The sequence below is a fragment of the Aliinostoc sp. HNIBRCY26 genome, from assembly GCF_050235535.1.
Classification (GTDB): domain Bacteria; phylum Cyanobacteriota; class Cyanobacteriia; order Cyanobacteriales; family Nostocaceae; genus Trichormus.
In genome coordinates, this window is sequence record NZ_CP189852.1 from 4,596,222 (window position 1) to 4,618,873 (window position 22,652).

At 41.4% G+C, this 22,652-nt stretch carries 19 protein-coding genes; 9 read left to right on the plus strand and 10 right to left on the minus strand.

Features of this window, described 5'->3' with window-relative positions; translation table 11 throughout:
* Positions 1-114: 114 nt before the first annotated feature.
* The 4 genes from ACQFX9_RS19480 to ACQFX9_RS19495 all read left to right on the plus strand — a co-directional run bounded on the left by ACQFX9_RS19480 (position 115) and on the right by ACQFX9_RS19495 (position 2,184).
* Entirely contained in the window at positions 115-327 is a 213-nt protein-coding gene (locus tag ACQFX9_RS19480) for a hypothetical protein (protein ID WP_427157812.1), read from the plus strand.
* A gap of 93 nt (positions 328-420) precedes the next feature.
* Complete coding sequence (namA, locus tag ACQFX9_RS19485; RefSeq protein WP_427157814.1) at positions 421-1,488, plus strand: NADPH dehydrogenase NamA; 1,068 nt, start codon at positions 421-423, stop codon at positions 1,486-1,488.
* A 109-nt stretch (positions 1,489-1,597) separates the two neighbouring features.
* Positions 1,598-1,834 (plus strand): DUF433 domain-containing protein, encoded by a 237-nt coding sequence (locus ACQFX9_RS19490; RefSeq protein WP_427157815.1) that lies wholly within the window; start codon positions 1,598-1,600, stop codon positions 1,832-1,834.
* Positions 1,831-2,184, plus strand: a complete 354-nt coding sequence (locus ACQFX9_RS19495) for a DUF5615 family PIN-like protein (RefSeq protein WP_427157817.1) — start codon at positions 1,831-1,833, stop codon at positions 2,182-2,184. Before ACQFX9_RS19490 ends, ACQFX9_RS19495 begins: the two co-directional genes overlap by 4 nt.
* A gap of 179 nt (positions 2,185-2,363) precedes the next feature.
* On the opposite strand, the gene ACQFX9_RS19500 is transcribed toward ACQFX9_RS19495, so the two are convergent.
* From ACQFX9_RS19500 to ACQFX9_RS19520, 5 genes are all read right to left on the minus strand, one after another.
* On the minus strand, positions 2,364-4,517 hold the full coding sequence (locus ACQFX9_RS19500) for an SUMF1/EgtB/PvdO family nonheme iron enzyme (protein WP_427157819.1): 2,154 nt from the start codon (positions 4,515-4,517) through the stop codon (positions 2,364-2,366).
* A 163-nt stretch (positions 4,518-4,680) separates the two neighbouring features.
* Entirely contained in the window at positions 4,681-6,804 is a 2,124-nt protein-coding gene (locus ACQFX9_RS19505; protein ID WP_427157820.1) for a TonB-dependent receptor plug domain-containing protein, read from the minus strand.
* A 403-nt stretch (positions 6,805-7,207) separates the two neighbouring features.
* Positions 7,208-8,275: a fatty acid desaturase gene (locus tag ACQFX9_RS19510; protein ID WP_427157822.1), complete on the minus strand. Its 1,068-nt coding sequence runs from the start codon at positions 8,273-8,275 to the stop codon at positions 7,208-7,210.
* Positions 8,276-8,477: 202 nt separating this feature from the next.
* Positions 8,478-9,530 carry a fatty acid desaturase gene (locus ACQFX9_RS19515; protein WP_427157824.1) on the minus strand — a complete coding sequence of 351 codons (1,053 nt, stop codon included), beginning with the start codon at positions 9,528-9,530 and terminating at the stop codon, positions 8,478-8,480.
* A 208-nt stretch (positions 9,531-9,738) separates the two neighbouring features.
* On the minus strand, positions 9,739-10,557 hold the full coding sequence (locus ACQFX9_RS19520) for an acyl-CoA desaturase (RefSeq protein WP_427157826.1): 819 nt from the start codon (positions 10,555-10,557) through the stop codon (positions 9,739-9,741).
* Positions 10,558-10,642: 85 nt separating this feature from the next.
* On the opposite strand from ACQFX9_RS19520, the gene ACQFX9_RS19525 reads away from it, so the two are divergent.
* Positions 10,643-11,872 (plus strand): aminotransferase class I/II-fold pyridoxal phosphate-dependent enzyme, encoded by a 1,230-nt coding sequence (locus ACQFX9_RS19525; protein ID WP_427157828.1) that lies wholly within the window; start codon positions 10,643-10,645, stop codon positions 11,870-11,872.
* A gap of 63 nt (positions 11,873-11,935) precedes the next feature.
* Here ACQFX9_RS19525 and ACQFX9_RS19530 read toward each other — a convergent pair whose 3' ends face one another.
* Together ACQFX9_RS19530 and ACQFX9_RS19535 are read right to left on the minus strand one after the other, a co-directional pair.
* Positions 11,936-12,313 (minus strand): GxxExxY protein, encoded by a 378-nt coding sequence (locus tag ACQFX9_RS19530; protein WP_427162945.1) that lies wholly within the window; start codon positions 12,311-12,313, stop codon positions 11,936-11,938.
* A gap of 67 nt (positions 12,314-12,380) precedes the next feature.
* A complete protein-coding gene (locus tag ACQFX9_RS19535) occupies positions 12,381-13,580 on the minus strand; it encodes a Coenzyme F420 hydrogenase/dehydrogenase, beta subunit C-terminal domain (RefSeq protein ID WP_427157830.1) in 1,200 nt (399 codons plus the stop codon).
* 288 nt (positions 13,581-13,868) lie between these two features.
* On the opposite strand from ACQFX9_RS19535, the gene ACQFX9_RS19540 reads away from it, so the two are divergent.
* Positions 13,869-15,584 carry a DnaJ domain-containing protein gene (locus ACQFX9_RS19540; protein WP_427157831.1) on the plus strand — a complete coding sequence of 572 codons (1,716 nt, stop codon included), beginning with the start codon at positions 13,869-13,871 and terminating at the stop codon, positions 15,582-15,584.
* A gap of 614 nt (positions 15,585-16,198) precedes the next feature.
* Complete coding sequence (locus ACQFX9_RS19545; protein WP_427157833.1) at positions 16,199-17,650, plus strand: glycoside hydrolase 100 family protein; 1,452 nt, start codon at positions 16,199-16,201, stop codon at positions 17,648-17,650.
* A gap of 493 nt (positions 17,651-18,143) precedes the next feature.
* On the opposite strand, the gene ACQFX9_RS19550 is transcribed toward ACQFX9_RS19545, so the two are convergent.
* Positions 18,144-18,815 carry a tetratricopeptide repeat protein gene (locus ACQFX9_RS19550; RefSeq protein ID WP_427157835.1) on the minus strand — a complete coding sequence of 224 codons (672 nt, stop codon included), beginning with the start codon at positions 18,813-18,815 and terminating at the stop codon, positions 18,144-18,146.
* Positions 18,816-18,898: 83 nt separating this feature from the next.
* On the opposite strand from ACQFX9_RS19550, the gene ACQFX9_RS19555 reads away from it, so the two are divergent.
* Positions 18,899-20,248, plus strand: coding sequence for a 16S rRNA (cytosine(967)-C(5))-methyltransferase (locus tag ACQFX9_RS19555; protein WP_427157837.1), 1,350 nt, complete (start codon positions 18,899-18,901; stop codon positions 20,246-20,248).
* A gap of 57 nt (positions 20,249-20,305) precedes the next feature.
* On the plus strand, positions 20,306-20,728 hold the full coding sequence (locus ACQFX9_RS19560; RefSeq protein ID WP_236141076.1) for a TerB family tellurite resistance protein: 423 nt from the start codon (positions 20,306-20,308) through the stop codon (positions 20,726-20,728).
* A gap of 275 nt (positions 20,729-21,003) precedes the next feature.
* On the opposite strand, the gene psb35 is transcribed toward ACQFX9_RS19560, so the two are convergent.
* Both psb35 and ACQFX9_RS19570 read right to left on the minus strand, forming a co-directional pair.
* Positions 21,004-21,231 (minus strand): photosystem II assembly protein Psb35, encoded by a 228-nt coding sequence (psb35, locus tag ACQFX9_RS19565; protein ID WP_427157839.1) that lies wholly within the window; start codon positions 21,229-21,231, stop codon positions 21,004-21,006.
* 155 nt (positions 21,232-21,386) lie between these two features.
* Positions 21,387-22,652 carry a glutamate-5-semialdehyde dehydrogenase gene (locus ACQFX9_RS19570; protein ID WP_427157841.1) on the minus strand — a complete coding sequence of 422 codons (1,266 nt, stop codon included), beginning with the start codon at positions 22,650-22,652 and terminating at the stop codon, positions 21,387-21,389.

The window sequence follows — 22,652 nt, forward strand, 5'->3', positions numbered from 1 at the left end:
ATTTTGATAATATTCTTGCTGCACAGTAAATTAACTAAATATTAAAAATTTTTGTAATTATGATCACAATTTGTAGAAAAAGTTCATCATTATTTCTTCATGGAGATTATACCTATGTTCTTTGGACAAATTGAACGAGAAATGTTATCAGCAGAAATATATTCCCTGTGGCATAATCCGCAATTATCAGATAATTTACATTTACACGTCAATCAAGAACTAGGCAAGCAAGATATCTGGGAATTACACACCCCCGATAGTCAAATCACACCACAGACCTCTAAAAAATTAACAAACGGTAAAAGAAATTCAGGCGTAGAGTTTTGAGTTGTTGATCCCTTACTCCTCCTCATCTTTAGTGTTTCTTAACGCCAATTTTATTCCTAATTTTTTACTAAACCAGATAAGGAATTAGTATTAATGGCACACCTATTTGAACCGTTCAAGCTTCGTGAAGTCACCTTTCGTAACCGTATTGCCATGTCGCCCATGTGCCAATATTCCAGCACTAATGGATTTGCTAACGACTGGCACTTGGTTCATTTAGCCTCTCGTGCAGTAGGTGGTGCAGGTTTAATTATTACAGAAGCGGCGGCTGTAGAACCTCGCGGTCGAATTACCCCCCAAGATTTGGGGATATGGTCAGATGACCACATTGAATATTTAGCAAAAATTGTCGGATTAATACATAACTTTGGGGCTGTAGCTGGGATTCAATTAGCCCATGCAGGGAGAAAAGCCAGCACAGCTAAACCTAGTCGGGGTGGTAAGATATTAGATGAATCTCAAGAAGGTTGGCGACCGATTGTTTCTAGTAGTGCGATCGCCTTTAGTAAAGATAGTCCCATACCAGAAGCCCTGAGTCTAGCAGGCATTCAACAAGTTATTCAAGCCTTTGTCGAAGCCACGCAACGTTCCCTACAAGCAGGCTTCAAAGTCATAGAAATTCACGCAGCCCACGGCTATTTATTACATCAGTTCCTTTCACCCCTAGTCAACCAACGCCAAGATAATTACGGCGGTAGCTTTGAAAATCGGACTCGCCTGCTGCGTGAAGTCGTCACAGCCGTGCGAGAAGTATGGCCGCAGACACATCCTCTATTTGTTCGCATTTCCGCTACAGACTGGGTAGATAAAGGGTGGGATATTGAACAGAGTGTGATTTTAAGTCGAGAACTTAAATCTTTGGGTGTGGATTTAATAGATTGTTCCTCTGGTGCAATTATCCCTGGGATTAATATTCCCGTTAAACCAGGATATCAAACCCAATTTGCTCAACGCATTCGTCAAGACAGCGATATCGCCACAGGTGCAGTCGGCTTAATTACCTCCCCCGAACAAGCAGATAAAATCATTCGCAATGGTGTAGCAGATATAGTGCTTTTGGGAAGAGAACTCCTCCGCAATCCTTATTGGCCTCATGTAGCCGCTAAACAGTTAGGATATGAGAAACATTGGCCAGTGCAGTATGACCGAGCTTGGTTATAGTTATTTCTCACTCACTTGTAAAGATGCGATTCATTGTGTCTTTACAAGTGTTTTGCGGCAATTAGCTAGATGTTAGGATAAGGGAAAACATTGTAGATATCTCAATAGTATGGATAATGCACTTTTACAACGTATTACGCTGAATCCTGATATCTGTCATGGAAAACCCTGCATTAGAGGACTGCGTTATCCAGTTGAGTTTATTTTAGAATTGCTCAGTTCTGGTATGACTACAGAGCAGATATTGGCGGATTATGATGATTTAGAATCTGAAGATATACTGGCTGTTTTGTTATTCGCAGCTCGACTTAGCCAAGTCAAAAGTATTCATAAAATCGCCTCATGAAATTTCTTGTTGATGCCCAATTACCAGTACGGCTGGCAAATTTTCTTAAATCATTAAATTACGATACCATTCATACCAGAGACTTACCAGAGCAAAATGCTACATCAGATATTGAAATTAATGCTATATCAATACAGCAGAAGAGAATTTTAATTACTAAAGATTATGATTTTGTCAATTCTTTTTTAACAATTAACCAACCATATAAATTATTGTTAATCACAACAGGTAACATCAATAATTCAGAACTAGAAACTCTTTTCGCAGGTAATTTTTCCTCTATAGTTGAACTATTTCAACAGCATTCTTACATTGAAATGAGTCGCGAGACTCTAATTGTGCATCAGTAAATATGAGTTAGCAAAAAATATAGAGCGATCGCCTACACTGAAGCATCATCGCACGCCAGTAGTTTAGTAGGGTGCGTCAGTATGAATAATTATTCAAGGGCTAAACTACAAAAGATGCGATCGCACACAACACAAGGAACACAGACAGGTTTGGCTAATTGCGATCGTACTAAAATTCCTTACGGGGAAACAAGAACGACACGAAAACCAAAATGGTTGCTACGGTTGACGGCTGTGTAACTACCACGGTTCGCACTGCGACAGGTTCTTGGGTTGCTGCCCCAAGAACCACCGCGAATCAGTTTATTATTCCTACCATTACGAAGCCATGCACTACCATCATTCGGAGCGTTTAAATAATCATCATGCCACTCATCCTGACACCATTCCCATACATTGCCACACATATCAAATAAACCAAAAGGATTAGCAGGAAATTTTCCCACATCAGTTGTTTGTTGGTAATTGCGATTGTAATTCGCCAAACCCTCAGTCATTAATTCACCAAAGTAAAATGGGGTAGTTGTCCCTGCGCGACAAGCATATTCCCATTCCGCTTCACTGGGTAAACGATAAATTTTCCCAGTTTTTTGAGATAATCTAGCGCAAAACTCCACAGCATCATTCCAAGAAACCTTTTCTACAGGACGATTAGCACCTTGAAAGCGGGACGGATCAGGATTTAAATCAATATTCACCTTCGCAAAACCAGCAACAGCTTTCCACTGAGCTTGGGTGACGGGAAATTTACCCATAAAGAAAGGTTTAACAGTAACATTATGCTGTGGACTTTCAGATTTAGAGCGTTCTGGCTCATCTTCTGGCGAACCCATCAAGAACTTACCGCCAGGAATCGCCACCATATCTAAAACAACACCATTAACCAAGGTTTCTCTATAGAACTTGTTCTGTTTTCTAATACGTTGAATTTCATGTTTTTTGGTTTTTGAACCTAAAAATCCTATCGATTTTAAGGTAACGATAGCGGTGTCAAATTCAAAAGTCTGAGTTGGAATACCAGGGTTAGATATAGGCTGAGAAGCTTTCTTTTGTTGCTGTTGCTGTTCCTGGCGTAATCTTTCTGCTTCTCGTTGCTGACGCTGTAATTCAGCTTGTTGTTGTTCCTGACGTAACCTTTCCGCTTCCTGCTGCTGACGCTGTAATTCTGATTGCTGAGGCGGAAACACCCGTGCTTCTATTGCTGCAATATCCTCATCCTTGAGTCCCAAATATTGTTTATAGTCTTGTAAATCCTTTTGCGTTCCCTGACTAAAAGGATATTGTTGTTTTACCGCATCAATTAACGCCTGTTCATACTCTTGTAACTTCCGTTCATATTCCCGATAAGGTTGCAGAACTTGTGCTTGAATTTCTCTCGCTTCTTCCTCCGATAACCCCAACTCAACGCGCCTTGATTCTAATATTCTCAAAGCAAACACAGAAAAATTACCTTGACTTTGCTGGGCGCGACTCCTAGCTTCTTGCAGATATAATTCCTTATTAACTTCAGATACAACCGTCGGTGGTAATGATGCTGAGACTGAGATTAAAGCTTGCAGTGCTTCTGTAGCGTTAGCGTAACGCATACTGAAGTGATGACGCACCATTTTAGTTAACACTTCAGCCAAATGATTGCTCACCTGTACTTGATTTTGCCAGATAATCTCACCCGTTTGCGGGTCTTCTGGCAATTCTGCGGGTAAAACACCAGTTAAAGCTTCAATAGCCATTACCCCTAACGCATAAATATCGCTACCAAAACAAGGTTTACCGCGATACTGTTCATAGGACATATAACCAGGTGTGCCAATCACTACGCTAGAATTTACTTCACCTTGGCTATTAATCATTAATGTGCCTAATTCTTTAACTGCGCCGAAGTCAATTAAGATAATCTTGCCATCTTGGCGACGCATCAAGTTTTGCGGTTTGATGTCGCGGTGAATAACTCCCTGTTGATGGACAAAGGAGAGGATTTCTAGCGCATCTTGTAAAAGTTTAGTCACATAACTTTCACTCAGTCGCTTACCAGGGACAATTTCTCGACTCAAATCTTGTCCTTCAATAAACTCTTGTACTATATAAAGATTCTGGTCTTGGTTAAAGTGTGCCAGTAGTTGGGGAATTTGCGGATGTTTACCCAGCCTTTCGAGGATAGCGGCTTCTTTCTCAAAGAATTCGATGACACGAGTTGCAGTTTGGTTAGGACGTAGTTGTTTCACAACACACAAAGGTTTACTAGGTTGGAAGTTATCCCTAGCCAGATATGTGACGGCGAAACCACCACCGCCCAATAACCTAATGATTTCGTAGCGTCCCGCCAGTGTGTTCAAGATGAGTATAAACCCTGAGAAGCTGAATAAAGTTTAGTGTAATTGTTTAGGGTTAAATCTGGCAAGATTGGGGATTGGGGATTGGGGACTGGTGATTGGGGACTGGTGATTGGGCATAATTTATTGTCTACCTTGTCCCCCTTGTCTCCCTTGTCTCCCTAAATTAAATTCCCGAACTCAAACCCACCCGAAAAGTAAATCCAGGGCTATAAATGCGGTTCACCCGTTCGTATTGTTCGCCGAGTAAATTTTCTAAATAAAATGTCAGTCCCAAACCTTGAGTTAAAGGGATGCGTCCACTTAAATCAAAGTTGACGTAAGAAGGTGAAAAATCTGTGTTCTTATCACCTGGATTATTAAACAAAGCCCGGCGAGAACCACTATTATAATTAGCGTATAAATTGGCTTGCCAACCATTCTTTTGATAACCAATGCCAGCTTGCAAATTAGAATAGGGAATCAAACCTAACTGTAAACCCCATTCTGTTCCCGTTTTAATTTGGGCATCGGTGTAAGTATAGTTAAAAAACGTTGACCAATTCTTTGTCATCCGCCAACGCAACGCCGCCTCAAAGCCATTAGTATCAACTAAACCAATGTTTTGCCACTGTCCTTGAATAATTCCCAGACGATTATCTAAACTGCTACCAAAGTAGGTAAATTGTCCGCTTAAATCCTCAGAAAAATTCACATCTACACCCGCAGTCCAAGATGATCCTGTTTCTGGCTCTAAGTCTGGATTAGATAACCAACCATGCACCGTATCATATAAATATAGTTGGTCTAATCCTGGGTTACGTTGTCCCCCCGCCCAGCTACCACGTAAAGCTAAATTTGGGGACATTGAATAACGCATACCCGCGCTGGGATTGAGATAATTACCAAATTGTGAATCAAAGCTTTGTCTTAAACCTAAATCAACTTGAAAACTATTGGTAATATCCCAAGTGTTGACTGCAAATAAGGCTGTGTTTAAAACACTGCGATTTTCCACTTCGTTCAAGGCGATACGGTTGGGACTGGTACTATTGGTAATGCCTTCTAAATCTGTATTCTTTAAATCTAAACCCCAGCGTAGCCGATTATTAGCTGTGAGTTGCCATTCATGATCTACTCTGGCGGTGAGGTTTTGTGTGTCTAACGTACCGGTGCGGTAGAATGTGTTGCCTTGAAAGGCTGTCGGGCCGTAGGTATTAAAATAATCTTGGTTATAACCTAGTGTAGTAGTCAGTTTAGAGCCTTGGGCAAGTTGCGATCGCCACGATAAACCAATATTTAGCCCATCATGGTCTAGTCTATCCCTTTGCAAAGGGAAACCAAAATAAATCAACCCCCGCCGACTACTCAGTGTCTTAATATCTAAACTCAAAGTATTCTGCGGATTTAAATCTACAGCCAAGCTACCAAAATAAGTGCTAGTCGCTGTATCTGCATTAAATAAATTACCGCTAGCATCGCGGTTAGCTGCACCTCGCGGAACTTTATAGCGGTTATCAATAAACAGTCTTTCAAAGCTCAAATTATATCTGACATTATCAAACCCACCGCTAAAACTGGTTTGTTGATTATTTAAATTCAAAGAACCAAATTCGGCTGAACCATTAAACTTTGGTGTGATACTACCTTGTTTAGTGATAATATTCACCACTCCACCAAAAGCCGAAGAACCATATAAAGCCGTAGATGCACCACTAGACAACTCGATTCTTTCAATTGATTCTACCGGAATACTATTTAAATCCGTCGCCCCATGATAAGTATTGACATCATTATTAATCGGTCTACCATTAATCAAAAATACCGACTGATTGATTGAATGTCCCCGATAATATGTACCTGTATGAATATCTGCACCATGTCCAACATCATTGATAGCAAATCCTGGCATTCTTTTTAAAACATCAGCAACACTAGTTGCACCTTGTTTTTCAATCTCTTCTTTTTCAATAATGTAAGTTGGTGTAGACTGAGGTAGAGAATCTTGTTCACCGACCACTTCTAAATTAATATCAGATTCCTGTTCAGTAACATTATTATTGTCAGTCCCATCTTCTACAGGAATATCTATTTGGGCAATTTCTTTTATAGTTAAAGACTGTGTTTCTAATGGCTGAGTTAATAATTTAGCTTCTGTTAAAGGTGTACTTATTTCACTTAATTGCAGAATGTTTGTATTTAAATTTGAGTTAATATCTGATTCTTTAACAGTAATTTCTGATGCTAAGACACGCGAACTTAAGAATGCACCCAATAAACTAAAAGGTAGCACCCATAACTCATACTTCATTGAGTTACTCCAAAAATTAAAATGATTATTTGTATTTGTTATTCTTAAGAAGAGACTATCGATAAAGTCTAATAGATGTCAAGTATTTTTGTCTGACTTTTGATTTTAGATATGAATTTCTTCGGGTATATTTATTTTTTAAAAGTTCGACATTTTGTCATATATAAATATCCTGACAAATCAAGTTTAATTGAACTTGATATTATTCAGCCAACTGCAAATTAAGTTAGTTATAAAAGCCTTAAAATTCAGTTCGTAGTAAGGACTTTAGTCCTGATCAAATCTCTTTCAAAGGACTAAAGTCCTTACTACTAACCATAGAGGCTACAAACATAAAAAAGTCCGCGTATAACATCTACGCGAACCTTGTACTGTTTCAGACTTCTAGTTTAAGAAAAGCTACTTATTTATGGTATGAAGTGTAATAAACTTTACCACCGTTATCCGGTACAAAGTGACAGCTAAGGCAAGAACGCCATAAAGCTTTCCAGATGGGTTCTTCAGACTTGTGGTAGTATTCACCCATTACAGGTTTAATCGCCTCTGTCGCCTTGATTAAATTGTAGTGAGGAATATTCAAGAAAATGTGGTGAGCCACATGAGTACCGATATCGTGATGAATATGATTGACCAAACCATAATTGCGATCGATACTGGAGATTGCACCTTTGAGGAAAGTCCAATCATCGCCACGATACCAGGGGATATCAGGCTCTGTATGGTGCAGAAATGTTACCAAATCCAACCAAATCACAAACACAATATAAGGCGCAGCATAGTATTTTAATAGCCACATCCAACCCCATTGATAGGTCAAAAAGCCTAATAAACCTACCATACCAATCCAGAGGACAGTGCTAGTAATTACGTCCCATTTTTCCGAAGGTTTAAATAGGGGACTGTTAGGGGAAAAGTGAGAGCCTTCTTTATTAGGAGAACGCTTAAACAAATACAAAGGATAAGCCAATAAAAATACATAATATCGGCCTATCTTTTGCAATAAAGGCATCTCCTGATACTGCGATTCCGTCACAGGATACCAGCTTTCATCATTATCAATGTTGCCAGTATTTTTATGATGGGTTCTGTGACTAATCCGCCAACCATGATAGGGAACTAAGATTGGTGTGTGAGACAAATGACCAATTAAATCATTCAGCCATTTGTGTTTAGAAAAAGATTGATGTCCGCAATCATGTCCAACTACAAATAAAGCCCAAAACATTGTTCCTTGCATTAGCCAAAAAATTGGCCAGAAAAACCAAGAATCAAGATAATGAGCTACAGCATAAAGTAATCCAATAATCAGGATGTCACGGAAGAAATAAAACAGTGACTTACTGACATTAGGTTGAAAGCATTCTGCGGGAATAGCAGCTTTCAAATCTTGTAGAGTAAAGGGAAGCGAATTTTGATTCTGAGATGCTTCCTGGATATCAGAATTATCGAAGTTAACAGTCGGTGATTGCACTAGATTTTTCGGTAGTGATGTAAATGCGGACTAGGTTTGAAGACGAATCAAAATTCGCCTTGGTGATGTTTGCAATGTCAATGTACACGCAAAAAATAATTCTGGCAATTCATTGAGCAATCATAATAATCAGAAAATTGCCAGAATATTTATTACCTTATAGGATCATAACCGTGTTATATACAGCAGTAAACAGCGCGATTTATTTTCCTTTGTAGTATTCATCAAAAGTCTGATAACCAACATCGGTGACATAAAGTTGACATTGGTTAGTAATTTGCTTCATTAACGGCCAAGAGAACTTAAATTCCTCATGTAAATAAGTACCCCAATTTTCTTTAATGCTGCTGTAGGCTAGCCGCAAATTATATGAGGGAATGGCTGTAGAGATATGATGAGGAACGTGGACATTAATGTCGTGACAGAGGAATTCTACCCAACGAGGGTAATCACAATGAATCGTACCAAATAACTGTGCCATTGCTTCATTCCACTTATGGGCAGCTTTAAAAGGTACATCTGCATAGGTGTGGTGAACAATGGTGAAGGTACTCATCCAAAAATGATAAACCAACCAAGGGATGAACCAGAACTTAATAAAGCCCCAAACACCAGTAGTAGCAATCAGTGTGGGGAAAACCACTGCTGCAAATATGACGACTACTGCAACGGAAAGTTTAACACCTGCGCGCTCTTGAGGTTTAAAATTTTGCGGATTAAAATGCACAACCGCCCAATGTCCAATTGAACCAACCCACCAGAGTTTTTTCCGCATAAAAAACTCAAAGGCAGATTGTCTATTTTTATCCCAACTGCTAAATACTTCTGGTCTTATAGGGTGCCAAGCATTATCTTCGTCTAATTTGTTGGTGTGTTTATGATGATGATTATGTTTAATGCGCCAACTGTGAAAAGGATATATCAAAGGCATCATGAATATATGTCCCACCAAGTCATTTACCCAACGACGTTTAGCAAATGAACGGTGTCCACAATCATGACCAATAACAAAAAAACCTGTTAAAGCTGTTCCTGTAAAAATCCAAGCGAGTGGTAATAAAAACCAGGGAGAAATTGTCAAAAAGTAGTAGCCTAAACCCACCATCAAAACATTGATGATTACTTGTGTCCAAGCCTTGCGACTATTTAACTGGAAACACTCCTTGGGTAAGGTTTTGATAATATCTCTCAGCCTTAGTTCGGAATTACCAAGGTCATTCCCTATTTCTTGTGTCTTGATGATTGATGTAGTCATGAAAACCTGAAAAACGAACAGAATCCTCTAAAAAGTTACTGAGAAAGTAACTGGCCGCAAAGTTTCTTTACACTAGTCGTTCTGGATTATAGCAATCTCAGTTACGCGATCGCATCTGTAATTGCATTTTGTTAATTATTTCTGAATCAATTCCAAAAATTACTAGTCATTAGTTTATATATATAAACTAATGACTAATAATCAATGATTATTGTTTTTTGTCTGCAAGTTTGATATTGGTGGCTAAACCAAGCACTTGCAACAGTTGAATTGTCATCCAAGTTAAGTCAATTTCCCACCATTCCAAACCATGACGAGCTGAATATTGGAAAGCATGGTGGTTGTTGTGCCAACCTTCACCAAAGACTAACACAGCTACCCACCAACAATTAGTAGAGTTATCACCAGAATCATGACTGCGATAACCAAATTTGTGAGTAGCACTGTTCACCAACCAAGTGCAGTGGTAAACCCAAACAATACGTACAAAAACGCCCCAAACTACGAAAGACCAGCCGCCCAGATACAACAGCAATAAGCCTAGAGCCACCTGAATAAGAATAAAATATTTCTGTAAAAACTGATAAACTGGGTCTTCGGCAATATCTTTGGTAAAACGAGGAACATCAACGTGGGCAGGACAGTGATAAATCAGCCAACCAATATGACTCCACCAGAAACCTTTGTTGGAATCATGGGGATCTGGGTCAGTATCGGAATGTAAGTGATGAATACGATGTGTCCCCACCCACTCGATAGGCCCTCCTTGACAGGCGAGAGTTCCAAACAACACCAGGATGTATTCCAACCACTTGGGAGTCTGAAAACTGCGGTGGGTAACAAGGCGATGAAAGCCTAAAGTAATGCCCAAACCACCAGTAATCCAGTACAGCAAGAAAGCTACACCAACAGCCGCCCAGTTAGTGTTACCAGGGACAAAGGCAAACAATGCGCCGATGTGTAGCCCAAGGAAAAATAGGGTATTCACCCAATTGAGTTGAGGTTTAGTTGAAGTAGCAATTGTCATGCAATAACCTGTATTGAAATTATTCAGCCTAATCTGCGCGAACCCAAAATCCGCAATCTATAAATTTTTTGTTAACGAGGAAGCAATGAACAGCTTAGAACAGCTGCGGCAAGCAGAACACGCACTGTTAGAGATTTTTTCTGGTATTGACGCTCAGGTCAAGCATAATTTGAAAAGAGTGTTAGAGGCCTTTCGGAATCAGCGTGTAGGGGCGCACCATTTTGCAGGTGTGAGTGGTTATGGTCACGATGATTTAGGTAGAGAAACTTTAGATAAAGTTTTTGCGGAGGTGATGGGGGCTGAGGCGGCAGCTGTGCGAGTGCAGTTTGTTTCAGGAACTCATGCGATCGCTTGCGCTTTATTTGGTGTCCTCCGTCCTGGGGATGAAATGCTAGCAGTGGTCGGTTCTCCCTACGATACGCTTGAAGAAGTCATTGGTTTACGTGGCCAAGGTCAAGGCTCTCTTATTGAGTTTGGCATAAAATATCGCCAATTGGAGCTAACACCACAAGGAACTGTAGATTGGGAAGCTTTAAGCACTAGCGTTACTGATAACACACGTTTAGTGCTAATTCAGCGTTCCTGTGGCTATTCTTGGCGACCAAGTTTATTAATTAACGATATAGAAAAGATTGTACATCTAGTTAAGCAACAAAATCCTCACACTGTTTGTTTTGTCGATAATTGTTATGGGGAATTTATCGACATCCAAGAACCCACCCATGTCGGGGCTGATTTAATGGCAGGGTCATTAATTAAAAATCCTGGTGGTACTATCGTCACGGCTGGGGGTTATGTTGCCGGGCGTGCCAATTTAGTAGAAGCCGCCGCCTGTCGCCTGACTGCACCAGGAATTGGCAGTTATGGCGGTGCGACTTTCGACCAAAATCGGCTACTGTTCCAAGGGTTATTTTTATCGCCCCAGATGGTAGGGGAGGCGATGAAAGGGACTTATCTGACAGGTTATGTATTTGACAATTTGGGATATCCAGTGAATCCTGCCCCCCTTGCGCCCCGTGGGGATGTAATTCAGGCGATTAAATTGGGTTCAGCGAAAAAATTAATTGCTTTTTGCAAGGCCATCCAACAACATTCTCCCGTAGGTTCTTACCTTGACCCTGTACCTGATGCGATGCCGGGGTATGAGAGTCAGGTGGTGATGGCTGGGGGAACGTTTATTGAGGGGAGTACCTTGGAGTTTTCGGCGGATGGGCCTTTGCGTGAGCCTTATGTGGTGTATTGCCAAGGGGGGACTCACTGGACTCATGTGGCGATCGCACTTGAGGCGGCGATTGATGCGGTGGGGAGGGTTTAGGATTTGTTTCGCGCAAAGGCGCAAAGGCACAAAGGGGTTTTGCGTTTTGCGCGAAGGTGGACTTTACAAGTTATTGACAAGTCGGGTGATGCCGTTTTTGATTAGTTCTTCACCGAAGTTAATTAGCAAGCCAAGGCGTTTGTTTGTTAGGCGGAGGTATGTCAACAGTTGCTTTTTGTGTACTGGATGTATTGCTTCTAAAGACTTGATTTCAATAATTACTTTATCTTCAACAATCAGGTCTGCCCGAAAGCCTTCTTCCAAGCGCACAGTTTCGTAAATCACAGGAATAGTCTGTTGCCTAACCACCGACAATCCCCGCTGCTCTAACTCATAAGCAAGAACAGACTCATACACAGATTCAAACAAACCTGGCCCCAACCTTGTATGAATCTTAAATGCAGCATCAACCACCTGCTTTGCGATCTCATTCTCCATCATCTCCTCTTCCTTCTTTGCGTCTTTGCGCCTACCCTGCGGGAACGCCTGGCGGCGAATGCGCGAAACATCACTCCGGCAACCTATACTGCCCAACGATCCGTTTGGCAAACTCCGGTACATGATCATCCAACTTCTCAGGATGATTCCGCTTCACATACAAATAATTCCGTGTAAAGTGCGAATCCATCGAGAACCGCGCATACTCCAAACCTTTAGGGCCAATCTTATCAATCACCACCCCCATCAGTTTTGCTACCCACATCGGCAAAGTCACAGCCTTATCATAAGCAGTTATCCCCTGCTGTACAGCCTCTTTCCGATTCCCTTCAGACATCACAGGCTGAGTGTCTAACTGGTCTTTGACTAACTCCAGCATCTCTTTGCCTGTATCATTTCTCACAACAAGCCATTGCCAGCCAAAGGGCGCGCCCATATAACCGACGACTAAATCCGCTAAGGAGTTGACGTAATCAAAGCAACTCATGCAGGAAGGCGCAAAGATATCTTTAAGTTGGTTAGTTTTTAAACCAAAGAAGGGGACTTTCTCAATTGAACCGTCTTCATGCTTGAAGTGAATGCGGAAGTCTTGCATGAATTCGTAATGTACCACTGTCTGTGGCGATCGGCTGGTGGTTTCTAAGAATTTTTGCAGTCCGGCACGGGTAACGTTATCTACGCACGGTGTACCTAAGACATACAGTTTTTCTAAACCTAGTTTTTTCTCTACCGCCCTGAGTGCTTGGATTTGACAACCCACGCCAATTACTAATAATCGCTTCATCCCCGATTGTTCTACCTGTTCCAATATGGAAAGGTTGGGGGAAAGGGTAGGTTTATTTACCCGTGCTGCTAGTATTTCTTCTGGGGTGCGGGCAATTACGGGCATGGGTTGGAAGCGGTCTTCTTTGCTGTTTTGGACACAAACAACGCCTTCCACTAGTCCACGGTTGAGCATTTCTATGGCTATGGTGCTAACAATCCCCGTCCATTGTGCGCCTTCGATGGGTTGTTGTTTCCGCGCCGCCATCATCTCTTGATGTACACCAAAGTATAGTTCATCGGGGTTATCAAGATGGCGCGAACGGTTGTGTGTTTGTGCTTCGAGGGTGTCTATCTGTTGGGTAATAAAGGCGCAAGCTTCTTTGACATAGTGAATGTAGTATGTATCGCACAGTCCGCACTCGCTGCATAGTTCTTTAGCAGGACGACGGCTACCAGGTTTGAGGGCTTTAGCTTTTTTGTGCTTCTGAGAATCAACCAAGGTCATATATATGTTTGTCTTATCAAGGCTTCGCTTTTATTACCATACCTTTAGACGCTGTGAACTTAGCGATGGAGATGGAAAAAGCAATAGTAGGGAAACTTTCCATCTGAAATAATTAATTTTCGCGGTGTATTGGTTGATGAAAATATATAGAAAAAACGCTTGAGCTTTATTTCTGCCGTAATTTTGCAAAAATTACTGATGATATTGTTTGTTTTAGTTCTTAAGCTTAGGTAATTGGCTTGATTAAATGAAAATGTAATTTCCGACAGCAAAACATAAATAATGCCAATGACCAAACATTTTCAAACAGGTGCAATCTTTATCGCTGGTGGAAGTCTGACAGGTGCAGGTGTTTCTACTACTATTGGCGGGATGGGATTAGCGGGAGGATTTGGCGCAGTTGGCATTGGTACAACTCCTGTGGTTGCAGCTGGTGCTGTAGCGGGTGTGGCTGCTTATGGGGCATTCAAAGCTTTAACAGAGGTAGATGCTACGGCTGTTGGTGCATTGGGAATAGGTGCTGTTGGTGGTGTCGCTTTTTCTGCTGCATTTGGTGGTGTAGGGTTAGTTGCACCTAAAATTGGGCTAGCTTTTGGTATTGGGACTATACCGATGGCTGGTATTGGTGCAGTGGTGGGACTTGCGGCTTACGGAGTTGCTAAGTTGTTAGATGAATCTGAAGTTAAAGAAACTCCGGCTGAAGTTTTTGTGCGGATGGAAGAAAAAGTCTTGCAAATGGATTTCTATAGTGCCGCAGTTCAAGAGTTAGAGTTATGTCTGACTGGAGAGGATCTAAACCTTAAATTTGCAGCTTTGGAAATTGAGGATGAGTTACAAGCCCTGAAAGCGGAATTAAAAGAAAACGTCGCAAATGAATCTGTTAGTAAAATTGAGCCAGAAACACAGTCTTCAGCAACCTGGAAATGTCTACATACTCTCAAAGGCCATTTAGCAGCAGTAAATGCGATCGCCATTACCCCTGATGGTAATACTTTAGTGAGTGGCAGTGATGATAGACAAGTTAATCTTTGGAATTTAAAAACCGGACAATGGCTTTACAGTTTCACAGGACAAGCTGAAGCAGTTTTATCTGTGGCTATTAGTCCCGATGGACAGCAAGTTGCTAGCGGTAGTGTAGATCGCAAAATCAGTAGTTGGGAACTCAATACAAAAAAATTCTGCCGAACATTCTTTGATGTAAATTCTCCCTATAGTCATGATGGTTTTGTGAATGCTCTGGCATTTAGCCCTGACGGAAAATATCTAGCTAGTGGGGGTGCTGACAATAGAATCAGGATTTGGGGACGTTACACGGGAAGTTTAAAACGCACCCTCAATGGACATACAAGGGCTGTGTTAGCCTTTGTTTTCAGCCCAGATGGTAAAGTGCTTGTTAGCAGTGGTGCTGATCAAACTATTAGAATCTGGGATTTCACTACCGGTAAACAGCACTGCATTTTGACTGAAAGTTTAGGATCTGTGAATACGCTTGTGATTAGTCCTGATAGTCAAATTTTGATTAGCGGTAACACAGATACCACAGTCAAGTTGTGGAATCTTCACTCAGGACAATTACTATCTACATTGGAAGGACATTCAACAGCAGTTTTATCGCTCGCTATTAGTCCTGATGGCAGAATTTTGGCTACTAGTAGCAAAGATAGCACAATTAAACTGTGGAATTTACACACTAAAGAAGTAATACAAACTCTTGTCGGCCTTAATCCAGTTGCTTTTAGTCCTGATGGTATGATGCTGGTCAGTGGCGGTAAAGGTGGCAGTATCAACATTTGGACGCAAACGCGAAATAATATTCAATCACCTGAAGAATGGTGGCAGATTCTAGGCGTAGATAAAAACGCGCACCCTAAAGATGTCAAACTTTCTTACCTACGATTAGCAAGAAAGTATCATCCTGATGTCAATAGTTCTGAAAATGCAAAGGCTTTGATGCAGCTAATTAATCAAGCTTATAAAAATTATCAGGAGCAGCTTCTTAAATAACCCCATACTTGCTTGATTGTTAATGACAAGCTAGTGGCTGCATTCCAGTAATCACACTAGTTTATATTCCTGCTGTGTAAAATATATAATCCTTTATAGGTATTGACATCTGCCAAATTGTAATTAATCTTATTGCCAATTTTCACAAAAAGTTATAAGTTATTAATTTGTAGGGGAAAAATAATCTCGAAAAATAGATTCTCACTGAGTCAAGATTACCTGAAGTCACAAAGACTTCACTTCATACAACCCTTATACAGTTTGAGAGATATGTTTTTGTTTGGTAAAGGAAAGCTCTACACACACACAGGAGCATTAGTTAAGCTAAAAATATATCTGTCATGACTGTATCTATTAATCATGATTGTTACTTGTGTATGAAATCACAGCTAGTTGTAGACTACCACAAGGATAATTGATTAGTAGTGAATTAATTCACCATCAAACATTATACACACTATGAACAGCTTGAGATATTCAGCTTAAGCTGCTTATTTTGGGAGATTTTTGCAATAGCAAAACCTGCTCTCTGTTATGCTGAACCAAAGTAAAAACCTTCACAAAAGTAAGCGCATCTACCATCAATTTACACCCTCAATGGAGTTAGTCTGGCGATGCAAAAGGTAAATAAATTACTAACAGAGGAAAGTATAGAAGCCTCGGCGTGGGAAGCACTAGAAAAATCCATAATATATTATAAAGGTCGTCCCGTCGGTACAGTTGCCGCTTATGATGTTTCTGTCGAAGCATTGAATTACGACCAATGTTTTGTGCGAGATTTTGTTTCGTCAGCTTTACTTTTTCTCATCAAAGGTAGAACAGAGATTGTTCGCAACTTTTTAGAAGAAACTTTAAAGTTACAACCCAAAGAAAGGCAGTTAGACGCGTATAAGCCTGGTAGGGGTTTAATCCCAGCAAGTTTTAAAGTAGTATCAGATCATGGCGAAGAGTATTTAGAAGCAGATTTTGGTGAACACGCGATCGCCAGAGTCACACCAGTGGATTCTTGTTTATGGTGGATTATTTTATTGCACTCCTATGTAGTAGCCACCAAAGATTTTTCCTTAGCCTATCAGCCTGAATTCCAAACAGGTATTAGGTTAATTATGGAAATCTGTCTGGCGAATCGCTTTGATATGTATCCCACGCTGTTAGTTCCAGATGGTGCTTGCATGATTGACCGCCGTTTGGGGATTTACGGTCATCCTCTGGAACTGCAAGTCTTATTTTATGCGGCCTTGCGTGCGGCGCGGGAGATGTTAATCTGTCAAGGTAATCAAGATGTTGTCGAAGCCATTGATAACCGCCTTCCACTTTTATGCGCCCATATTCGCCAACATTATTGGATAGATATCAATCGCCTCAATGCTATTTATCGCTTTAAAAGTGAAGAATACGGTAAGACAGCAGTCAATCTTTTTAATATCTATGTAGACTCGATTCCCTATTATGAATTAGATAAATGGCTACCCAAAAAAGGTGGTTATTTAGCTGGGAATGTGGGGCCATCACAGTTAGATACAAGATTTTTCGCGCTAGGTAATTTGATGGCGGTCATTTCTGACCTAGCGACAGAACAACAAGCCCAATCAATTATGAGTTTGATTGAAGAAAGATGGGAAGATTTAGTGGGAGATATGCCCATGAAAATCTGTTACCCAGCCTTAGAAGATGAAGAGTATAGAATCGTCACAGGATGCGACCCGAAAAATATACCTTGGTCATATCATAATGCAGGTAGCTGGCCTGTTTTGATGTGGATGTTAACAGCAGCAGCGATAAAAACTAATAAACCTTATTTGGCAAGTAAAGCAATTGAAATTGCCCAAGCTAGACTGTTGGAAGATGAATGGCCAGAATATTATGATGGTAAGAAAGGCAGATTAATTGGTAAGCAATCAAGAAAATATCAAACCTGGACGATCGCTGGTTTTTTACTCGCTAAAGAATTGATGAAAGACCAATCTTATTTATCCTTGGTGAGATTTGATCAATTACCATCAGAATTAGTCTCTAGAGCCTGTGAATTTGAAATTAACACTGTAGACCCTTCTATGTCTCTATAATTAGATTTCCCATACACATTAAAAACCCCGCTTTTTCAAGAAAGTGGGGTTTTTAATCGAAATTATCTGCATTTAAGTTAAATTGGGCAAATTGATCACCCAGTTGCGCCGCACGGTGATACAAATCTACAGCCTGTGCCAATAAGGTTCAGTTAAGGTGGTGAGAGTTGATTTCTCAATTTTTGCTCTGCCTATTAGACAATGAGCAAGATTTGGGGGATTCTCCCCCAAGCCCCCGTTTGGGGGACGGTTGCGTCCCCCAAACCCCCTCCAAAATCATTTTTTCGTTTTTTGTTGAGTGATCATTTGCTGGCTTGGTTGAAATTTATTTTTCTTATCTGAACCGTATTGTCACCTAACCCACCCTGATAAGTGTGGGTTTTTGGGGTAATCCTGTTCATTTAAGGCTAAAATCTGGGGTTTGCAAAGTAAGGAAAAGTCCTTACTACAAACTATTTTCTTAACTGAACTGTATTGCAGCCTGTGCGGCATCCTATTCAACCCCTCCTCCCTGTTCGTAACAATATCCCAGCAAGCGTGTAGCTTCTGGGTGTCCTTGGGCAGTGGCGAGTTGTAGCCAATTTATCGCCTGTAGGTAGTTACCATAGATGGTATAGTGGATTGCTCCTAACACAGCTTGAGCTTCAGCCGCACCCCCACGCGCTAATTCTTCCAGTGAGGGTAATAAATTAGCTAAGTAGATTTCCGCTAGATCATGTCCTGCATCCCAAGCTTTTAGATACCAGTAGGCGGCGGTGGCTGGGTTGCGTTCCCTTCCATCACCATTGTTATATAAATGACCGATGTAGAAGGAGGCGATCGCATGATTTTGGGCTGCGGCTTTTAGCCACCACTTTTCTGCTTTCTCAAAATCTTGTGTAACACCTTCACCATTGGCGTACATTGTTCCCATCACAAACATTGCTTCTAAAACCCCTGCCTCCGCCGCCCGACGATACCAAGACAAAGATGTTGTATAATTTTGCTCAAAGCCACGACCAAGGGCTGCTAAATCATAGGCGGCTTGGGGATGTCCGGCTGTGGCCGCAGTGCGATCATAGTTAGCGGCTTTGCGATTGAGGATAGCCAATCTGGTAAAAATCTTTTTAGCTGTGTGGTAGTCTCCCTTTTTATAGGCAATTAAACCCTGCTCAAGATAAATCATAGAATTTAGCTCTATTTTTATGACATTATTGCGGTTTTTTCTAGTCTAAATACCCTTGCTATTTAAATAATTACCGGTTTTCCATGACCAATTCCCGTCAAATCGCTTTTATTGCGCTCAAAGATGTCCATAAGGGGGCTTATACTGATGTTGCGCTAGATCGAGTGTTACGAAAATTTAATTTATCTGATCTTGACCGACGCTTGGTCACAGAATTAGTTTATGGCAGTGTCAGAAGACAACGCACCCTAGACGCAATCATTGACCAACTAGCTACTAAAAAATCTCATCAACAGCCCAGCGAACTCCGCAGCATTTTACATTTGGGCTTTTATCAACTGCGTTATCAAGAACGCATTCCTGTATCTGCGGCTGTCAATACTACAGTCCAACTAGCAAAGGAAAATGGTTTTGCGGGACTAGCAGGGTTTGTCAACGGTTTATTACGTCAGTATGTGCGTTTAGCCGAAAACCAGTCAGAACCATTGAAATTACCAGAAAATCCAGTAGAAAGATTAGGAATATTACACAGTTTTCCTGACTGGATACTGCAAGTTTGGTTAGAACAGTTGGGTGTGGAGGAAACGGAAAGACTCTGTGAATGGATGAACCAAACACCCACCATCGATTTAAGAATTAATCCGCTACGGACTACGATCGCACAAGTGGAAACAGCGTTAAAATCGGCGGGGATTTTAGCCAGAAGCATACCCAATTTGCCCCAAGCTTTAAGGTTAATTGGTAACACGGGAGCAATTCAAAATCTCCCAGGCTTTGAGCAAGGCTGGTGGGTGGTTCAAGACGCTAGCGCGCAATTAGTCAGTCATATCCTTGACCCCCAACCAGGGGAGACAATTATTGATGCTTGTGCTGCACCTGGGGGTAAAACAACTCACATTGCTGAGTTAATGGGAGACAAAGGCAAAATTTGGGCAGGCGATCGCACTGCTTCCCGTTTGCGTAAACTCAAGGATAATGCCCAACGCTTGGGTCTAAAATCAATTGAGATTTGCACTGGTGACAGTCGGAATTTACCCCAGTTTCACAATATAGCCGACCGCGTTTTGTTGGATGCGCCTTGCTCCGGTTTAGGGACTTTACACCGTCATGCAGATGCGCGTTGGCGACAAACACCCGCCTCTGTAGCAGAACTGGCGACTCTGCAAAAAGAACTAATATCACAAACATCAAAATTTGTCAAACTCGGTGGTGTGCTAGTTTACGCAACTTGCACGTTACACCCCGCCGAAAATGAAGGTGTCATCGCAGAGTTTCTGGGAGAACATCCCGAATGGCGAATTGAGGCTTTAAACAGTGATTTACCCCATGCGATTGACACTACATCCCCAGGTTGGTTAAAAGTCTGGCCTCATCACCAAGATATGGACGGGTTTTTCATGGTGCGCTTAAGAAAAACCAACGATTCGGGGTGAATACGATCAAGGATTGTACCATTTGATGGAAGCCTGAATCTCTCAGAGGAGGCAGCAATGATAACAGATGCCAACGTTAAGAATTTAGTCAAGATTCTGATTGGAGCTGCATGGATTGATGGCAGAATTCAACCAGAAGAACGGCAATATTTACGTGAAATCGCGCAAGCGAAAGGTTTAGCCACAGATCCAGAGATTAAACCTTGGCTGTATGAATTAGTTCCTGTGCAACCGAATGAATGTTACACATGGGTGAAAGAATATTTAGGCGATCGCCCAACTGCGGAAGACTGCGAAAATTTGATTGAGGCCATTAGTGGTTTAATTTACAGTGATGGGGAAGTAGCGATCGAAGAAGCCAGACTCTTGACCAAATTACAAGAGTTAAGCCAAAACCCTGAATCCCATCACTTAGAACACACAACACTACTCAAACAAATTCAACAACTTTATCGTCGTTGGGTTGAAGTTCAAAATTAACTATAGTCAAACCATGCCAAGGTTTTAGAGAAAACAATTTCAGATTGACTACACCCAAAAGTGGATGCAAATAGAATATGTAATATTTGTTCCACTCATTAGAGTTTAGGGCTTGTACCGCAAGACCAATCCCAAATCTAAAATTGGTACTGTCAAAAGTCTTTAGTCTAGATTTTATGGACTAATGACTAATGACCCTTCGGGTTTGCTAGTTGCTCATGAGGGAAACCCTCAAAACCGCCCTAGCTCACTAATGACTAATGACTAATGACTAATTATGACTTCGGTTCACCCAGACCCGGAGTTTCTTCTTTTTCAACTTTGGGGACAAAATCTGGGCGTTCTTTGCTTTCCCAACCCACAGGACGTTTAGAGTTGTACCAAGCAATAGAACCAATAGTCACAGCTGCAATAAAACCTACTACATACACTAAAGTAAAAGCTAAGGGGAAATGATTTCCACCTGTAGCTATGGCATCTGGTGCTTGCAACAATAATTGCATAAGTATAGACTCCTGGTTTACGCAACACTTCTTAATACAGTATAGAAATAGAGTATCATTTACATCTACTATCAGTGGGAAATATCTGATATGGCATAGGAGAGATGAGCAATCAGCCTCAAGTCTGAGATAGAACGCCGGAGGTGGGGTATTTTCTAAAACCGTCCATTACCTTGAATTATATGCTTGACGGTAGTCAGGGTTTCTAAACTGATAAATCCCCGACGGTGGCCTTTTTGATTGGACATACCTAAAAATACTGTGTCTCCCCGTGACGGGTTACGAGAAAAGCGGGGGGATGTATTAATGTAAGTAGAAGCACTGTTCACACCTAAAGCAAACTGGCGACTTTCTTGATAGGATTCTGTGGCTATCGAGTCAGCATGACCGCTACTGTATTGATTAATCCAGGCGATCGCACCCTCTAGACTATCGACCAATTTAAATGCTACCGTCTTGGTTAAATAGGCACATCCCCATTCACCGTCTTTGGCTAGTTGTAACTGAGGAAAAGCTTCCACTAATTCTGCGTCGCCTTTGAGTTCAAAGCCTTTTTCTTTTAAACTATTCCACAATACAGCCAAGGATGAAGGCATAGCTTGACGATGAATTAGCACCTTTTCTATGGCGTTGACGGGGTCTGGTTCGCTTTCGTGGCTATCAATAATCATCCAGCGCACCATTTCTAAACTGCCATTCAGCGACCAGTAAAGGTAACAGTTACCCATTGCCGACTTTAACACTGGACAGGTGGCTTGCCGCATTACCTGCTGTACCAAACTAGAACGTCCGTAGGGAATGGCTAAATTCACATATTGGTCTTGGGTAACTAAATCGCGGACGGAAGCACCGTGTTCTGCGGTAATCAGTTCTATACACCCTGATGGTAAACCAACTTCCGCAATGGCGTGTTGTAATACTTCTGTAATAGCGGCGTTAGAATGACTTGCTTCAGTTCCGCCTTTAAGGATGATGCTATTACCTGTTTTAATACACAAACCTGCGGCGATCGCACCAATATCAGGAAAGGCTTCATAAATAAATCCTATAACGCCCAAAGGCATTAATTGGGAGTAACTTTGCGAGTCTTCTGGTTGATAGTCGGCGTTTCTGACCCGCCGCAAAGGGTCTGAAAGTTCTCCCAACCTTTGCAGAATTTCTACTGTGGTTTCTAATCTGGTAGGAGTTAGTTTCAGCCAATCTAAAATCACTTCTGGCACTGCCATTTCCCGACTAGCTTCTAAATCCAAGGTGTTAGCTTCTAGAATGTCGTCAAATGCGTTTTCCAGTGCCTGCGCCATTGCCAAAACAGCGCGACTGCGGTCTGTCCCCTTGGTAGTGCTTAACTTCAGGGAAGCTTGATAAGCGCGTTTGGCAATGTTAATGGGTTCGGGGAATTCGTCCACAGATGCAACGGTCAT

What these genes read in the sequence shown, in the direction of transcription:
- ACQFX9_RS19560 (WP_236141076.1), top strand. Translation starts at nt 20,306, where the DNA reads ATGATAACAGATGCCAACGTTAAGAATTTAGTCAAGATTCTGATTGGA.
- ACQFX9_RS19515 (WP_427157824.1), bottom strand. Translation starts at nt 9,530, where the DNA reads ATGACTACATCAATCATCAAGACACAAGAAATAGGGAATGACCTTGGT.
- ACQFX9_RS19535 (WP_427157830.1), bottom strand. Translation starts at nt 13,580, where the DNA reads ATGACCTTGGTTGATTCTCAGAAGCACAAAAAAGCTAAAGCCCTCAAA.
- psb35 (WP_427157839.1), bottom strand. Translation starts at nt 21,231, where the DNA reads ATGCAATTATTGTTGCAAGCACCAGATGCCATAGCTACAGGTGGAAAT.
- ACQFX9_RS19530 (WP_427162945.1), bottom strand. Translation starts at nt 12,313, where the DNA reads ATGATGGAGAATGAGATCGCAAAGCAGGTGGTTGATGCTGCATTTAAG.
- ACQFX9_RS19490 (WP_427157815.1), top strand. Translation starts at nt 1,598, where the DNA reads ATGGATAATGCACTTTTACAACGTATTACGCTGAATCCTGATATCTGT.
- ACQFX9_RS19555 (WP_427157837.1), top strand. Translation starts at nt 18,899, where the DNA reads ATGACCAATTCCCGTCAAATCGCTTTTATTGCGCTCAAAGATGTCCAT.
- namA (WP_427157814.1), top strand. Translation starts at nt 421, where the DNA reads ATGGCACACCTATTTGAACCGTTCAAGCTTCGTGAAGTCACCTTTCGT.
- ACQFX9_RS19520 (WP_427157826.1), bottom strand. Translation starts at nt 10,557, where the DNA reads ATGACAATTGCTACTTCAACTAAACCTCAACTCAATTGGGTGAATACC.
- ACQFX9_RS19545 (WP_427157833.1), top strand. Translation starts at nt 16,199, where the DNA reads ATGCAAAAGGTAAATAAATTACTAACAGAGGAAAGTATAGAAGCCTCG.
- ACQFX9_RS19570 (WP_427157841.1), bottom strand. Translation starts at nt 22,652, where the DNA reads ATGACCGTTGCATCTGTGGACGAATTCCCCGAACCCATTAACATTGCC.
- ACQFX9_RS19540 (WP_427157831.1), top strand. Translation starts at nt 13,869, where the DNA reads ATGACCAAACATTTTCAAACAGGTGCAATCTTTATCGCTGGTGGAAGT.
- ACQFX9_RS19505 (WP_427157820.1), bottom strand. Translation starts at nt 6,804, where the DNA reads ATGAAGTATGAGTTATGGGTGCTACCTTTTAGTTTATTGGGTGCATTC.
- ACQFX9_RS19495 (WP_427157817.1), top strand. Translation starts at nt 1,831, where the DNA reads ATGAAATTTCTTGTTGATGCCCAATTACCAGTACGGCTGGCAAATTTT.
- ACQFX9_RS19480 (WP_427157812.1), top strand. Translation starts at nt 115, where the DNA reads ATGTTCTTTGGACAAATTGAACGAGAAATGTTATCAGCAGAAATATAT.
- ACQFX9_RS19550 (WP_427157835.1), bottom strand. Translation starts at nt 18,815, where the DNA reads ATGATTTATCTTGAGCAGGGTTTAATTGCCTATAAAAAGGGAGACTAC.
- ACQFX9_RS19525 (WP_427157828.1), top strand. Translation starts at nt 10,643, where the DNA reads ATGAACAGCTTAGAACAGCTGCGGCAAGCAGAACACGCACTGTTAGAG.